Below are 13,966 nucleotides of genomic sequence, written 5' to 3'. Positions count from 1 at the left end.
GACCGTCGATCGGTCACGGCCAAGCTGGCATCGCCAGCCGTACGGTTCCAGACACAAGCCCGCGATCAAATGGCGCCGGTGACTGTTGCGAAGCCTGCAGACCGCGCCAATATAAGGACGGAAACCCGCAGAGGCCCGCCATGACCGACCTGTCCGCCTTCCCGATCACGCAACGCTGGCCGGCCCAGCACCCCGATCGCATCCAGTTGTATTCCCTGCCGACGCCCAACGGCGTGAAGGTCTCGATCATGCTGGAGGAGGTCGGCCTGGCCTATGAGCCGCACCTGATCGAGATCACCAAGAACGAGACCTGGGGGCCGGAGTTTTTGTCGCTGAACCCCAACGGCAAGATCCCCGCCATCCTCGATCCGAACGGCCCGAACGGAAAGCCGCTGGCCATGTTCGAATCCGGCGCCATCCTGATCTATCTGGCGGAAAAGACCGGCAAACTGCTCTCGGCCGACCCGGCGACCCGCTACGAGACGATCCAGTGGGTCATGTTCCAGATGGGCGCGATCGGCCCGATGTTCGGCCAGCTGGGCTTCTTCCACAAGTTCGCTGGCAAGGAGTACGAGGACAAGCGCCCGCGCGACCGCTACGTCGCCGAAAGCCGCCGCCTGCTGGGCGTGCTGGAGACGCGGCTTGCCAATGACGGGGGAGAGCCCCGCGACTGGCTTGTCGGCGACTATTCCATCGCGGATGTCGCCACCCTGGGCTGGGTCCGCAACCTGATCGGCTTCTACGAAGCGGGCGAAATCGTCGGCTTCGCCGACTTCCCGCGCGTCGCCGCCTGGCTGGAGCGCGGCCTGGCCCGCCCCGCGGTCCAGCGCGGCCTCAACATCCCGGCGCGCGACTGATCTGAACCTCGCCCCGTCGGTCGCGTTGTCTGCTCACACCAACAGGAGCGCGACCGATGGGCATCTTCTCTTCGATCTGGAACAAGATCACGGGCCACAAGCCGAAGGCGGCCCCCGTTCCGCCGCCGGCCTCGACGGCTGGAATCCCGGCGCCCAACGCCGCGCCGGCCCCGACCGCCGCGCCGGCCTTGCCGCCCGTCGATGTCGAGGCGGTGCTCAGCGATCTGGCGGCGTCCAAGGGCGGCGGCGGCAACTGGCGGACCTCGATCGTCGATCTTCTGAAGCTGCTGGACCTGGATTCCAGCCTGGCCGCCCGCAAGGAGCTGGCCGAGGAACTGAACGTCCACGCCGGCGAGCACGGCTCGGCCGAACAGAACATCGCCCTGTCCAAGGCGGTCTGGAAGAAGCTGGCCGAAAACGGTGGTCAGGTTCCGGCCTCGCTGCGCGACTAGCCCCCTCAGCTGGATCAGGCCGGCGGTCTGATCCAGCGCATCGCGGCCAGCGCCGCAAACCCAACGACCAGACCCCAGAAGGCCGATCCGACGCCGAACAGGGTCAGGCCCGAGGCCGTCGCCGCAAACGTCAGCATCGCCGCCTCGCGCGATCCGACCTCCGTCATCATGGTTTGCAGCGCGCCGGTCAGCGGCGCGATCAACGCCAGACCCGTCACTGCCGCCAGCACGGCCGGCGGCATAGCGATGAACAGCCCGGCCAGCGGCGCGGCGAATAGGGCCACGACCAGATAAAGACCGCCGTAGATCACGCCCATGATCCAGCGCCTGGCGGGATCGGGATGCGCGTCCGGCCCGGTGCAGATCGCCGCCGTGATCGCCGCCAGATTGACCCCATGCCCGCCAAATGGCGCGATCAGCAGGCTGGCGACGCCGGTGGACTGGATCAGTCGATTGGCGGGCGGCGGATAGCCGGCGCTCTGCAGCACCACCAGCCCGGGCAGGTTCTGGGCCGCCAGCGTCACCAGAAACAGCGGAAAGCCCAGGCTGACCGCCGCCTTCCAGTCGAAGACGGGCGCGACCGGCTCCAGATGGCCGGACAGGCCGGTCGCGGCGGGCAGGGCCAACTGCCCCCGCATCGCCAGGACCGCAAAAGCCGCCGCCAGCACGGCGGGCAAGGCCCAGGTCGGCCACAGCCGTCGGAAGATCAGGAAAACCGCGATCAGCCCGACAACCAAGGCCGTCTCGTCCGGCGCCACTTTGAACAGTCTCAGCACGAAGGGCAGCAGCACCCCCGCCAGCATGGCCGAGGCGATGGCCGCCGGTATCCGCCCCGCCAGCCGCCCCACCACCGGGATCAGGCCGGTCAGGATCATCAGCAAGGCGGCGAAGACGAAGGCGCCGATCGCCGTCGGCCAGGACAGCCCCAGGGTCGAGGCCGCCAGCAGGGCCGCCCCCGGCGTGGACCAGGCCAGCACGACGGGGATCTTCAGCCGCCAGCTCAGCAAGGCGCCCGGCGCCCCGATGCCCAGGCACAGTGCCGTCACCATCGATCCGATCTGGCCCGCGTCTGCGCCCAAGGCCTGGCCGGCCTGAACGACCAAGGCGACCGTCCCGCCAAACCCGATCACCGTCGCCACGGCGGCGGACGAAAAAGCCGAGGCGGGCAGGGTGCGCATGGAAAAGGCCGGAGCAGTCATGCCCCGGCCTTAAACCGTCGTCTTGGATGGCGGAAGACTGGGATCCAGCCCTCCTTGATCAGCCCTCGATGTCTTCCGGCAGGCCCACGGCGTGGAAGCCGGCATCGACGTGGACGACTTCGCCCGTGGTCGAACGGCCCAGGTCCGAACACAGCCACAGGGCCGCGCCCGCGACGCCCTCCATCGAGGTCTCTTCCTTGATCAGCGAGAACTGCGCCGACTTGGAGTGCAGGCCGCGCCCGCCCGAGATGCCTGCCAGCGACAGGGTGCGCATGGCCCCGGCCGAGATGGCGTTGACGCGGATGTTCTTGGGACCCAGGTCGCGCGCGATATAGCGGGTCGCCGCTTCCAGCGCCGCCTTGGCCACGCCCATGGTGTTGTAGTTCGGAATGACCCGCTCGGACCCCAAATAGGTCAGGGTGATCAGGCTGCCGCCGTTCGGCATCAGCTTGGCCGCGCGACGCGACACGTCCACGAAGCTGAAGGCCGAGATGTTCATGGCCAGAAGGAAGCTGTCGCGCGTGGTGTTGTCCACGAAGCTGCCCTTCAACTCATCCTTGTTGGCGAAGGCCACCGAATGGACGACGAAGTCGATCGTGCCGAAGGTCTTTTCCAGTTCGGCGAAGGCCGCGTCCATCGAGGCGTCGTCGGTGACGTCGGCCGGGATCAGCAGCTTGGCGCCGACGCTTTCCGCCAGCGGACGCACGCGGCGCTCCAGGCTTTCGCCCAGATAGGTGAAGGCAAGCTCGGCACCCTGGGCGGCCAGTTGCGAGGCGATGCCCCAGGCGATGGAGCTGGAGTTGGCCACGCCCATGATCAGGCCCTTCTTGCCCTTCATGAGGTCGCCGGTCGGCATGTCCCAGCCTTCGGAAGTCGCCATGGTTCGTCTCCTGATGATTTGCGCGGAGGGTTAGCAGGGGCGGGCGTAAACCGGAACCCCCGCCGCCTTCCCTAGCGTCAGAGCAGACCCGCGATCGCCTCGCGCGCCGCGTCGCCCAGATCAGGGCGTTTCAGGGCCAGGGCGACGTTGGCGCGCAGCAGGCCGATCTTGTCACCGCAGTCGTGGGTCACGCCGGCATATTCCACGGCGGTGAAGCTCTGGTCCGCCATCAGTCGCGCCATGGCGTCGGTCAGTTGGATCTCGCCGCCCGCGCCCTTTTCCTGCGTCGCCAACAGGTCGAAGATTTCCGGCTGCAGGATGTAACGGCCCGAGATCGACAGGTTGGACGGCGCGGTTCCGGCGGCGGGCTTTTCGACCATGCCCTTCATGACGATGCGCGAACCGTCTCGGCTGACCGGATCGACGATGCCGTACTTGTGGGTCTGATCTTCCGGGACGGATTCCACGCCGATGATGTTGCCGCCGGTTTCGGCGTAGACCTGGGCCAACTGCTTGAGGGCGCCGGGCTGCGAATCCACGATAACGTCGGGCAGGATGACGGCGAAGGGCTCGTGGCCGATGATGTCGCGCGCGCACCAGACGGCGTGGCCCAGACCCTTGGGCTGCATCTGACGGGTGAAGCTCATCTCCCCGGCCGAGGCCAGTTCGGCGTTCATCATCTCCAGGATGTCGGTCTTGCCCTTGGCCAGAAGCTGGGCTTCCAGCTCGATCTGGTGATCGAAATAGTCCTCGATGGCGCCCTTGGAGCGGCCAGTGACGAAGACAATGTGCTCGATTCCGGCTTCGCGCGCCTCTTCGACGATGTAGGACAGGATCGGCCGGTCGACGACGTTCAGCAGTTCCTTGGGGGTCGTCTTGGTGCCGGGCAGGACTCGGGTGCCGAGGCCCGCGACGGGCAGTACGGCCTTGCGCAGGCGCGCGGGCGTGGTGGTCATCAAATCATCCTGACAGCTATCCCGCCCCTTCTACGGCCTCGTGCGCTTCAGTTGAAGCGCTTCGCGCTTCAACGGGGCGAACCGGTGAAAGAAGGGGCGGAACGGCGGTCGGGTTCCGCCTTATTTGGCAGGGCGGGCCATCGGGGTCATGGCGGCGATGGTCGCGCGCTGGGCCAGCAGTTGGTCTTCCGGCAGCGGGATCAGTCCGCGGTCGGCCAGATAGCCGCCCTTGCCGGCGGCGCCTTCCGACAGGAACTCCTGCACGAACTGCTGCAGGCCCGGAATGACGCCGATATGAGCCTTCTTCACATAGATGTAGAGGCTGCGTGACAGCGGGTATTCACCGCTGGCGATGGTGTCAGCGGTCGGGGCGACGCCGTCGATGGTCTCGGCCTTCACCGTGTCCAGGTTCTGCTCCAGGAACGAATAGCCGAACACGCCCAGCGAGCCCGGCGTGCGGGTCAGGGTTTGGACGATAGCGTTGTCGTTCTCGCCGGAATCGATCCAGGCGCCGTCCTCGCGCAGGGTGTGGGCGATGCCTTCAAACCGGTCCTTGTCGCCTTCGATCGCCTTGACCGCCGGCACCAGCTTGGCGCCCGGCGTCATGCCCAGCTCCAGGAAGGCGTCGCGCGTGCCCGAGGTGGGCGGCGGGCCATAGACCTGGATGCGCTGGTTCGGCAGGCCGGCGTTGACCTGGTTCCAGGTCTTGGCCGGATTGGCGACGAACTGACCGTTGGCGCCCGGCACTTCCTTGGCCAGGCCTTCGTAGAGGTCGTTCAGTTCGAAGTTGAAGCCGTTGCCGTTACGGGCCGTGGCGATGACGATGCCGTCGAAGCCGATCTTGATCTCGACGATGTCGGTGACGCCGTTCTTGGCGCACAGGTCGAACTCGGACTGCTTCATCTGACGCGAGGCGTTGGCGATGTCCGGGGTGGTCGGGCCGACGCCTTGGCAGAAGGCCTGAATGCCGCCGCCGGTGCCAAGCGATTCGACGCGCGGCGCCGCGCCGCCCGAACCGCGTGCGAAGGTCTCGGCGACCCGCGTGGCGAAGGGGAAGACGGTCGACGAACCGGCCGCCCAGATGCCGGAGCGCGCGCCGGAGGCGGAACCGCCCCCGCCGTTGTCGCCACAGGCCGCCAGGGCCAGAAGGGCGGCGGCCGAAGCCGCCAGTTTCAGTGTGCGGATCATCCAAGGCTCTCCCTGAGCATCGATTTCGCGATGCTTAGAGCAGAGGATTATGACAGTCCCGCGAAGGGACCCGCCACCGCTACAGCAGGCGGCGGCGCATCACCTGCGACAGGGTGTCGATCAGGGTCACGGCAACCACGACGACGATGACGATGGCCGAGACGGCGCGGAAATCGAAGGCGTTCATGCTGTCGAACAGCACCTGGCCGATGCCGCCCGCGCCGATCAGACCCAGCACGGTCGCGGACCGGCTGTTGGATTCGAAACGGTACAGGGCGAACGACGTCCACAGCGGCGCGACCTGAGGCAGGACGCCCCAGACGATCTCGTGCAGCTTGCCGGCGCCGGTGGCGCGCACGCCCTCGACCGGACCCTTGTCGATCGACTCGACCGCTTCCGAGAACAGCTTGGCCAGAACCCCGGCCGTATTCAGGGTGATGGCCAGAACACCCGCCAGAGGCCCCAGGCCCACGGCGGTGACGAACAACAGGCCGATCACCAGATCCGGCACCGAGCGCAGCAGGTTCATGATCCAGCGCACCGGCGTCACGACCCAGACGGGCGCGATGTTGCGCGCCGCCGCCAGACCCAGCGGGATACCCAGAATCACGGCCAGGAAGGTGCCCCATAGGGCGATCTGCACCGTCTCCCACATCTTGGCGACGAACATCTTCCAGTCGCTGAAGTCGGGACGCAGCAGGTCATGGACGAACAGCTGGGTGCTGTCGTTGCCGGCGAACAGGCGCGAGATATTGCCCAGATCTACGGCGTCGATGCTGTACAGCAGGACGGCGGCGACGCCGCCCCAGACCAGGACGTCGGCGACCCAGGCGAGGGCGGACTTCTTGGGCGCCGCCGGAATCGCGACGGCGGGAGACGCGACTGCGGTCAAGGCCGGACCTCGCGCAGGCTGCGCAGGCGTTGAAGCTCGCGCTCGGCGGCGGCGGCGGCGGCCGTGTCGCCCTTGGCGCGGGCCTCGCCCAGTTTCTGGTCGGCGATCATCTCGCGGATCGGGTCCAGATAGCTGTCGTCGGCGGCGGTGAAGCGGGAATATTCCAAGTCCGCCAGAACCTTGCGCTGCCGCTCGGCCTCGGCGCCTTCGCCCTGGCCATAGGTCAGGAAGAAGCCGCGGATCTTTTCCTTCAGCGCAGGATCCAGATCCTCGCGCACGACGATGCCGCTTTCGGGGATCGGCGGCGAGGTCCAGATTTCCTCGATCTGGCCGGCCAGCTGCGGGTTTTCCTTGCGCATGAAGATGGTGTTCACGCTGTTGGAGGTCGCCACGTCGATCACGCCGGTCGCCACGCCGAAGGCGTTGGCCTGGTGGTTCGCCGAGCGCACGGTCTTGAAGCACTGGCTGGGGACTACGCCGCGCGGATTGAACAGGAAGGTCAGCGGGGCCAGGGTGCCCGACGTCGACTGGGCGTCCCCGATGCCGAAGTTGTACTTCTTGCCGCACGCCATGACCTGATCCAGCGTGATGCCCGATCCCTTCTTGACGATCAGGGTCGACTGATAGCTGTCCAGACCCTCGCGGTTGACGGTGCGGGCGATGACCTCGGCCTTGGCGCGGTCGATGGCCTCGACCTCAGGCTTGGCCGAGAACCAGCCCACTTGGGTGTGGTTGCCGCGCATGGCCTCGACCAGGACGGTGTAGTTCGAACCGAAATAGGGCTTCACCGGCACGCCGATGGCCTTGGACATGTCGTCCAGCAGCGGCTGCCACAGCGGGCCGGCCGAGGCCTGGCCTTCGGCGGACAGGATCGAGAAAGTGATCTCGCTGGGCGCGCCGCCCGCAGCCTTCTTGTCCTCGCCGCCGCCGCAGGCCGCCAGGCCCAGGATCATGACGGCGGCGCCGGCCGCAGCGATTAGACGGCGGGTGGGGGAAATGCGCGACAGGCTCATGCCTTGGTCTCCCAGAACGCGTCCTCGAACTCGGGACCGTAGATTTCGATCAGGCGCTTTTGGTCCAGCGCCGTGGACGGGCCGTCATAGACGATCTTGCCGCCTTGCAGGGCGATGACGCGGTCGCAGTAGCGGATGGCGTAATCGACCTGGTGCAGGGTGACGATCACCCCCATGCCGTCGCGCTTGTTCAGCTCAACCAGCAGTTCCATCACCTTGCGGGCGGACACAGGGTCCAGCGAGGCGACAGGTTCGTCGGCCAGAATCGCCTTGGCGCCCTGCACGATGGCGCGGGCGATGGCGCCGCGCTGCTGTTGGCCGCCGGACAGGGTGTTGGCGCGCTGGGCGGCGTAGTCGCTGACGCCGACGCGGTGAAGGGCCGCCATGGCCTTGTCCTTGTCCGCCTGGGGCCACAGGCCCAGCAGGCCCTTCCATCCGGGCAGACGGCCCAGCGCGCCCAGCATGACGTTGGAGAACAGGCTCAGTCGCCCGACCAGATTGAACTGCTGGAAGATCATGCCCAGCTTGCCGCGCGCCTTGCGCACGGCGCCGGTGACCCGGCCGTCCTTCTGCACGGTCTCGCCGAACACCTGGATCGTGCCGGCGCCGGCGTCGATCGACTGCAGGCCGGTGATGGAGCGGAGCAGGGTGGACTTGCCCGACCCGGACGGACCGATCAGGGCGACCATTTCGCCGGAGGCCACGGAAATCGAGACGCCGTCCAGCGCCTTTCGCGATCCGAAGGTCTTCGACACGTCACGCGCCAGGACTAGCCCAGGGGCGGCGGCGGCTGCGGATGAACTCATGAACTCGCTAGGAGGCTATGGCGAAGGGGCGCCGCAATAAGCTGAAATCGCGCTCGGGCAAGTCCTAATCGCACGTCGGGCGCAATCTCGTCCAGACCCGAGCCGTTCAGGAGCCTTCTGCCGCACCCTTCACCCGGACGTAGTCCGCTGGAATCGGCAAGGCGACGCGCGATCGCTCCAGCGCCTGATCGGCCATTATCCGGACCGGCGCGGCCAGACAAGGGATTGAGGCCAGCGCCCTCAGCCCCTTTTGCAGTCTGATGGCGACCGCTACGTCGCCGGCCCCATAACGGGCGATCGGGCCGAACAGATCGTCGAGCAGATCGTCTTCGGAGACGCCCGGCATCATCAGGCGATCGCGCAGGGTCCGCTTCTCGTCTTCCCCGCCGTGTCGGGCCCAGATGTCCATCAGCCTCACGCCGGTCGACACCACCTGAATGGCCGTTCCGGGATCGTTGATACCAGGCGACAGGGCCTTGGCGGCGATCTCGCCCAGAACGATCAGGCCGAAACGGGGGTCTTGATCATAGGAGCGCGAGTCTCCGATCGCGAAGGCGGAGCAGAAGGCGTCCTGGGCCTCTTTGTCGCAGGCCGGCAGGCTGACCCGGGCGAGGACCTCGCCGCGTCGCACGAAGGCGCCCGGCGCAGCGACCACCTCAACATGGCAATCCCGCTTTTCGGCCATGGTCTGGAGGCGATCGGGATCGACGTTCTGGACATAGCCGGTTTCCGGCGCCGTCACGTCCGCCCCGTTTTCGAGACGGCCTGCTCGCCCGCCCAGAAACGGATTGTCGCGCCGCTGTTCCAGCGCCTCGCGCGCCCGGGCCTCGACCAGATCGATCATGTGACCGACCCGCGCCAAGCTGGACAGACGGTTGATCCAGGCCAGGAGGCGAAACGCCACCAGACCCACCATGACGAGGCTGACCAGGAACAGGATCGCCCGACCGTTCTGGCCGTAATAATGGGCGTTGATCGCGGTGACGGCGACGATGGCGTAGAGAAAGGCGCCGACGAAGGTCGCCAGTGACTTCTGGGTCTCGTCATCGCTGGTGACCAGGGCCGCGACGCGCGGACTGGCCGCCGACGACACGGACGTATAGGCCGTGACCATGGCGCCGACCGAAAAGGTCGCCACGCCGAGCAGGCTGGACGCCAGAATCGTCAGGATCGATTCCACAGACTCGCCGCCCAGGCGCTCGGCTATCTCCTGCGGCACCCAGGGGGCCAGGGCGGCGGCCAGCAAGGCTGCGGCGACGCCCGCGACGGCATAGGCCGTGGCGCGCACCCACAACTGACGCCGCATCTTGCGCCAAAAGAACAGCCAACGATTCATCAAACCCTCCGAGCATCGCAACGGCGCAGAACGGTCAAGGTTGCCGTTGGATCGTGTCGTGGAGGGCGCAGACCGGATTTGTGACAGTCAAACCTAGGCCCCGCCACGAAAAAACCTCTTTACATGACAGTCGCGCGTCCCCATATCGCGCTCTCCGGCGGACCCCGTAGGTCCTGTCTGCGCCGCTAACGCCGGTCTGGGTTTAACAATTAGCAGGGGGTTACGTGAATTGCGCACGTATCAGCTTCCCCTGGACCTGGTCCGTGAGCGGTCCCCTGAACGTCCCGTCGCCCTCGTGCGGCCGCGTTCGGTTTCCGTAGCGGCGCGCTGGTTCCAGGATAATCTAAAGGCCGACGTCTTCTACGCTGTGAAGGCCAACCCTTCGCGCTGGGTCGTCGAAACCCTGATCGAGGCCGGCGTTCGCGGCTTCGACGTGGCGTCCATCGCCGAGATCGAGCTGGTTCGCTCGGTCAGCCATGACGTGCGCCTGGCCTTCATGCACCCGGTCAAGAGCCGGTCTGCAATCACCAAGGCCTATTTCGATCACGGCGTGCGCACCTTCTCGCTCGACTGCATCGACGAGCTGAACAAGATCCTCGACGCCACCGGCGGCGCGGACGACCTGAACCTGATCGTGCGGATGGCCGTCTCGGCCGACGGCGCCGCCTATACGCTGTCGGGCAAGTTCGGCGTGTCGTCGGATCAGGCGCCGGCCCTGCTGATGGCGACGCGCCAGGCGGTCAAGGACGGCCTGATGGGCGTCTCCTTCCACGTCGGCAGCCAGTGCATGCGCCCGACCGCCTATCAGGCCGCCATGGCCCAGGTCGGCCGGTCGATCAGCCGTGCGGGCGTGATCGTCGATATCGTCGATGTCGGCGGCGGCTTCCCGTCCGTCTATCCGGGCATGGTTCCGCCGGACATGAGCGAATACGCCGACGCCATCCATCGCGGCTTCAACGAGATGCCGGTGTCGGAAACGACCGAGCTGTGGTGCGAGCCCGGCCGCGCGCTGGTCGCCGAATCCTCGTCGATCCTGGCCCGTGTCGACCTGCGCAAGGGCGACGCCCTGTATCTGAACGACGGCTCCTACGGTTCGCTGTTCGACGCGACCCACTCGCGCTGGCCCTTCCCGACCAAGCTGGTCCGGGACGGTGAATGCGCGGGCGAGCTGAAGGCCTTCCAGTTCTACGGCCCGACCTGCGATTCCATCGACCACATGCCGGGACCATTCTGGCTTCCGGCCGATGTGCGCGAAGGCGACTTCATCGAGATCGGCATGCTGGGCGCTTACGGCGTGGCCATGTCGACGGGCTTCAACGGCTATGGCGAACACGACATCGCCGCGGTCGAGGACGCCCCGATGGCCTCGCTGTACGGTCTGGCTCCACGTTCCATCCCCACCGTGCGCACCACGGCGGAAGAGAACGCCCGCAAGGTCGTGCGCCTTTCACGCCCCAAGGGTAAGGCCGGTCAGCGCAAGTCGCGCCGGAAATAGGACGCCCACACCTGTAATCGTCATCCTCGGGCTAGACCCGAGGATCGGCCCCCTCTGCGTCTTCCTTGCGAGGAACGCGCGGCGGAACGTCCGACCCTCGGATCAAGTCCGAGGGTGACGGCCGATGGTTGGGCGTCTATCGGTCCTGTCGGTCGCTCCGTCCCGGCACGTCTGCTTGTTCGACGGGCGCTCAAATCACAGGGAAACCGCCGAAATGAACGCTCCCGTTCAATCGAACACCAAGGCCCAACTGCTGCAGAATGTCGTCGAGCACGTCGACATCACGAGCTTCGACGCGCGCCCGATCATCGACTCGATGCGCAAGATGTCCTTCTCGTCGCGCGACACCGCCCGCGCTGCGGACATCTTCTCGATGGCCATTGAGGACAAGGGCTGCTCGCCCTGGCTGATCCTGGCCGGTTCGACCTCGGCCGGCGGCTGCATGCACGTCTACCGCGACATGGTGAAGTTCGGCATGGTCGACGCCGTGGTCGCCACCGGCGCCTCGATCGTCGACATGGACTTCTTCGAGGCCCTGGGCTTCAAACACTATCAGGCGGCCGGCGAGGTGGACGACAACGTCCTGCGCGACAACTACATCGACCGGATCTACGACACCTATATCGACGAGGAAGAGCTCCAGGCCTGCGACCACACCATCCTAGAGATCGCCAACCGGCTGGAGCCGCGCGGCTATTCCAGCCGCGAGTTCATCTGGGAGATGGGCAAGTGGCTGAGCGAGGGCAATGCGAAAAAGCCCGGCTCGCTGATCCAGACCGCCTATGAAGAGGGCGTGCCGATCTTCTGCCCGGCCTTCGTCGATAGCTCGGCCGGCTTTGGTCTGGTGAAACACCAGAAGGAACGCGCCGCCGCCGGCCAGCCCTATCTGATGCTGGACGCCATCGCCGACTTCCGCGAACTGACCGACATCAAGATCGCCGCCGGCGTGACCGGCCTGTTCATGGTCGGCGGCGGCGTGCCCAAGAACTTTGCCCAGGACACGGTCGTCTGCGCCGAAATCCTGGGTGTCGAGGCCGAGATGCACCGCTATGCGGTTCAGATCACCGTCGCCGACGTCCGCGACGGCGCCTGCTCGTCCTCGACGCTGAAAGAGGCGGCCTCCTGGGGCAAGGTCCAGACCACTCACGAACAGATGGTCTTCGCCGAGGCAACCACGGTCGTCCCCCTGATCGGCTCCGACGCCTACCACCGCGGCGCCTGGAAGGCCCGCGACAAGCGCCGCTGGAACAAGCTGTTCGGGAAGGGCTGATCAAAGAGAAAGGCCGGCGGATCGCTCCGTCGGCCTTTTGTCTGTCAGTCCACCTTTGAGATCAGGCGGCGCAGGCCTCGAAGCCGGCCTTCAATTCGGCCTCGTCCAGATCGCGGCCGATGAAGACCGCGCGGCTCCAGCGGCGTTCGGCGGCGCCCCATTCGCGTTGTAGGTCGCCTTCAAGGATCATGTGCACGGCCTGGAAGACCAGGCGGCGGTTCTCGCCCTTCACGTCGATGATGCCCTTGGCGCGCAGGATGTTCTGACCCTGCTCGCCCAGCAACCGATCCAGCCAGGCGGTGAACTTGGCCCCGTCTAGCGGCCGATCGAGAGACAGGGAGATGCCCTTGATGTCGTCCTGGTGGGCGTGCCCCCTGACTCCGTGAGAATGGGCGCCGTGATCGTGATCGTGGTGATGATGGTCGTGCCCGTGATCATGGTCATGGTCGTGGTGGTCATGACCGCAGTGTTCGTCATGCACATGGCCGTCCGCGCCGTGCGGCGGGTTCACGAAGTCCGGCTTGACCTCCAGAATACGATCTAGGTCGAAGGCGTAAAGGCCCAGCACCTGGTCCAGCGGCACGTTCGAGCGTTCAGCGCGGACGATGGGCGCCAGCGGGTTCAGCGCCCGCAGCCGGGCCTCGACAGCGTCCAACTCCTCCCGCGTGGCCAGATCGACCTTGTTCAGGATGATGCGGTCGGCGAAGGCCACCTGTTCGCGGGCCTCCTTGGAGTCGTCCAGGCGCGCCATCACATGTTTGGCGTCGACCAGGGTCGTGACGCTGTCCAGCTGGGTCTTGGCCTTGACGTCCTCGTCCACGAAGAAGGTCTGGGCCACCGGACCGGGGTCGGCCAGGCCCGTCGTCTCCACGATGATGGCGTCGAAGGCCGGCTTGCCGGGACGCTGGCGCTTCATCAGGCCGGCGACCACGCGGATGAGGTCGCCCCGCACGGTGCAGCAGACGCAGCCGTTGTTCATTTCGAACACGTCCTCGTCGGCGCCGACCACCAGGTCGTTGTCGATGCCGATCTCGCCGAACTCGTTGACGATGACGGCGTAGCGCTTGCCGTGATCCTCGGTCAGGATCCGGTTCAGCAGCGTCGTCTTGCCCGCGCCGAGATAGCCGGTCAGGACGGTGACGGGGATCTTGCTGTTGGCGGAAGCGGTCGAGGCGGGGGCGGCGAGGGTGTCGGTCATAGGCCGCTAGATGGCGGCTGCATCGCGCGAAGGGAAGAGGGTCAGGCCTTCTTCACGAACTCGGTGCGAAGGACCAGGCCGCGCACCTTCTCCACATTGGCCTCGATCTCGTCCGTGTCGCCGGTCAGGCGGATGTTCTTGACCAGCGTCCCGCGCTTTAGCGTGACCCCGCCCGATCCCTTGACCTTCAGATCCTTGATCAGGGTCACGCTGTCGCCGTCGGCCAGGATGTTGCCGTTGGAGTCTTTGGTCACGTCGTCGGTCATGGCCAAGCTTCTAGCGACTGGTTCGGCGAATATCCACACTCAACCTATGGGAATTTACGCATCGTCTCCTTCCCGCTTTGCGGGGAGGGGGACCGCGAAGCGGTGGAGGGGCTCTTTGAGGTCCCACTAAGGCTTGCGATGCGGACACAGCCCCTCCG

The 13,966-nt window shown here is 66.4% G+C and carries 14 protein-coding genes; 4 read left to right on the top strand and 10 right to left on the bottom strand.

Annotation, left to right across the window (positions count from 1 at the left end):
* The first annotated feature begins 140 nt into the window (after positions 1 to 140).
* Together ABIC32_RS04305 and ABIC32_RS04300 are read left to right on the top strand one after the other, a co-directional pair.
* Complete coding sequence (locus tag ABIC32_RS04305; RefSeq protein ID WP_354072575.1) at positions 141 to 857, top strand: glutathione S-transferase N-terminal domain-containing protein; 717 nt, start codon at positions 141 to 143, stop codon at positions 855 to 857.
* Between the two features lie 56 nt (positions 858 to 913).
* Positions 914 to 1,309: a DUF3597 family protein gene (locus ABIC32_RS04300; protein ID WP_039245841.1), complete on the top strand. Its 396-nt coding sequence runs from the start codon at positions 914 to 916 to the stop codon at positions 1,307 to 1,309.
* A gap of 14 nt (positions 1,310 to 1,323) precedes the next feature.
* On the opposite strand, the gene ABIC32_RS04295 is transcribed toward ABIC32_RS04300, so the two are convergent.
* The 8 genes from ABIC32_RS04295 to ABIC32_RS04260 all read right to left on the bottom strand — a co-directional run bounded on the left by ABIC32_RS04295 (position 1,324) and on the right by ABIC32_RS04260 (position 9,579).
* The gene (locus ABIC32_RS04295) at positions 1,324 to 2,508 is read right to left on the bottom strand and encodes a benzoate/H(+) symporter BenE family transporter (RefSeq protein WP_354072573.1); all 1,185 of its coding nucleotides are present in this window, start codon (positions 2,506 to 2,508) and stop codon (positions 1,324 to 1,326) included.
* 58 nt (positions 2,509 to 2,566) lie between these two features.
* Positions 2,567 to 3,364 (bottom strand): enoyl-ACP reductase FabI, encoded by a 798-nt coding sequence (locus tag ABIC32_RS04290; protein ID WP_162237597.1) that lies wholly within the window; start codon positions 3,362 to 3,364, stop codon positions 2,567 to 2,569.
* A 101-nt stretch (positions 3,365 to 3,465) separates the two neighbouring features.
* Complete coding sequence (galU, locus tag ABIC32_RS04285) at positions 3,466 to 4,344, bottom strand: UTP--glucose-1-phosphate uridylyltransferase GalU (protein WP_354072571.1); 879 nt, start codon at positions 4,342 to 4,344, stop codon at positions 3,466 to 3,468.
* A gap of 120 nt (positions 4,345 to 4,464) precedes the next feature.
* Entirely contained in the window at positions 4,465 to 5,532 is a 1,068-nt protein-coding gene (locus ABIC32_RS04280; RefSeq protein WP_066629283.1) for a substrate-binding domain-containing protein, read from the bottom strand.
* 79 nt (positions 5,533 to 5,611) lie between these two features.
* A complete protein-coding gene (gene phnE / locus ABIC32_RS04275; protein WP_045809538.1) occupies positions 5,612 to 6,424 on the bottom strand; it encodes a phosphonate ABC transporter, permease protein PhnE in 813 nt (270 codons plus the stop codon).
* The gene (gene phnD, locus ABIC32_RS04270) at positions 6,421 to 7,437 is read right to left on the bottom strand and encodes a phosphate/phosphite/phosphonate ABC transporter substrate-binding protein (protein ID WP_055808910.1); all 1,017 of its coding nucleotides are present in this window, start codon (positions 7,435 to 7,437) and stop codon (positions 6,421 to 6,423) included. Before phnD ends, phnE begins: the two co-directional genes overlap by 4 nt.
* Positions 7,434 to 8,243 (bottom strand): phosphonate ABC transporter ATP-binding protein, encoded by an 810-nt coding sequence (gene phnC / locus ABIC32_RS04265; protein ID WP_055808912.1) that lies wholly within the window; start codon positions 8,241 to 8,243, stop codon positions 7,434 to 7,436. Before phnC ends, phnD begins: the two co-directional genes overlap by 4 nt.
* 106 nt (positions 8,244 to 8,349) lie before the next feature.
* Positions 8,350 to 9,579 carry a DUF2254 domain-containing protein gene (locus ABIC32_RS04260; protein WP_354072567.1) on the bottom strand — a complete coding sequence of 410 codons (1,230 nt, stop codon included), beginning with the start codon at positions 9,577 to 9,579 and terminating at the stop codon, positions 8,350 to 8,352.
* Positions 9,580 to 9,808: 229 nt separating this feature from the next.
* On the opposite strand from ABIC32_RS04260, the gene ABIC32_RS04255 reads away from it, so the two are divergent.
* Both ABIC32_RS04255 and ABIC32_RS04250 read left to right on the top strand, forming a co-directional pair.
* Entirely contained in the window at positions 9,809 to 11,074 is a 1,266-nt protein-coding gene (locus tag ABIC32_RS04255) for a type III PLP-dependent enzyme (RefSeq protein ID WP_354072565.1), read from the top strand.
* A gap of 214 nt (positions 11,075 to 11,288) precedes the next feature.
* Positions 11,289 to 12,344, top strand: coding sequence for a 1,9-bis(guanidino)-5-aza-nonane synthase (locus ABIC32_RS04250; RefSeq protein ID WP_354072563.1), 1,056 nt, complete (start codon positions 11,289 to 11,291; stop codon positions 12,342 to 12,344).
* A 61-nt stretch (positions 12,345 to 12,405) separates the two neighbouring features.
* Here ABIC32_RS04250 and ABIC32_RS04245 read toward each other — a convergent pair whose 3' ends face one another.
* Entirely contained in the window at positions 12,406 to 13,542 is a 1,137-nt protein-coding gene (locus tag ABIC32_RS04245) for a CobW family GTP-binding protein (protein ID WP_354072561.1), read from the bottom strand.
* A 41-nt stretch (positions 13,543 to 13,583) separates the two neighbouring features.
* Complete coding sequence (locus tag ABIC32_RS04240; protein WP_055754537.1) at positions 13,584 to 13,808, bottom strand: alkylphosphonate utilization protein; 225 nt, start codon at positions 13,806 to 13,808, stop codon at positions 13,584 to 13,586.
* Positions 13,809 to 13,966: the final 158 nt, after the last annotated feature.

Origin of the sequence: Brevundimonas sp. 1080, assembly GCF_040545985.1 — a bacterium.
GTDB lineage: Bacteria > Pseudomonadota > Alphaproteobacteria > Caulobacterales > Caulobacteraceae > Brevundimonas.
This window is presented reverse-complemented; position numbering and strand designations above follow the sequence as displayed.

What these genes read in the sequence shown, in the direction of transcription:
- ABIC32_RS04250 (WP_354072563.1), top strand. Translation starts at nt 11,289, where the DNA reads ATGAACGCTCCCGTTCAATCGAACACCAAGGCCCAACTGCTGCAGAAT.
- ABIC32_RS04300 (WP_039245841.1), top strand. Translation starts at nt 914, where the DNA reads ATGGGCATCTTCTCTTCGATCTGGAACAAGATCACGGGCCACAAGCCG.
- phnD (WP_055808910.1), bottom strand. Translation starts at nt 7,437, where the DNA reads ATGAGCCTGTCGCGCATTTCCCCCACCCGCCGTCTAATCGCTGCGGCC.
- ABIC32_RS04290 (WP_162237597.1), bottom strand. Translation starts at nt 3,364, where the DNA reads ATGCCGACCGGCGACCTCATGAAGGGCAAGAAGGGCCTGATCATGGGC.
- phnC (WP_055808912.1), bottom strand. Translation starts at nt 8,243, where the DNA reads ATGAGTTCATCCGCAGCCGCCGCCGCCCCTGGGCTAGTCCTGGCGCGT.
- ABIC32_RS04295 (WP_354072573.1), bottom strand. Translation starts at nt 2,508, where the DNA reads ATGACTGCTCCGGCCTTTTCCATGCGCACCCTGCCCGCCTCGGCTTTT.
- ABIC32_RS04260 (WP_354072567.1), bottom strand. Translation starts at nt 9,579, where the DNA reads ATGAATCGTTGGCTGTTCTTTTGGCGCAAGATGCGGCGTCAGTTGTGG.
- ABIC32_RS04245 (WP_354072561.1), bottom strand. Translation starts at nt 13,542, where the DNA reads ATGACCGACACCCTCGCCGCCCCCGCCTCGACCGCTTCCGCCAACAGC.
- ABIC32_RS04305 (WP_354072575.1), top strand. Translation starts at nt 141, where the DNA reads ATGACCGACCTGTCCGCCTTCCCGATCACGCAACGCTGGCCGGCCCAG.
- galU (WP_354072571.1), bottom strand. Translation starts at nt 4,344, where the DNA reads ATGACCACCACGCCCGCGCGCCTGCGCAAGGCCGTACTGCCCGTCGCG.
- ABIC32_RS04240 (WP_055754537.1), bottom strand. Translation starts at nt 13,808, where the DNA reads ATGACCGACGACGTGACCAAAGACTCCAACGGCAACATCCTGGCCGAC.
- ABIC32_RS04280 (WP_066629283.1), bottom strand. Translation starts at nt 5,532, where the DNA reads ATGATCCGCACACTGAAACTGGCGGCTTCGGCCGCCGCCCTTCTGGCC.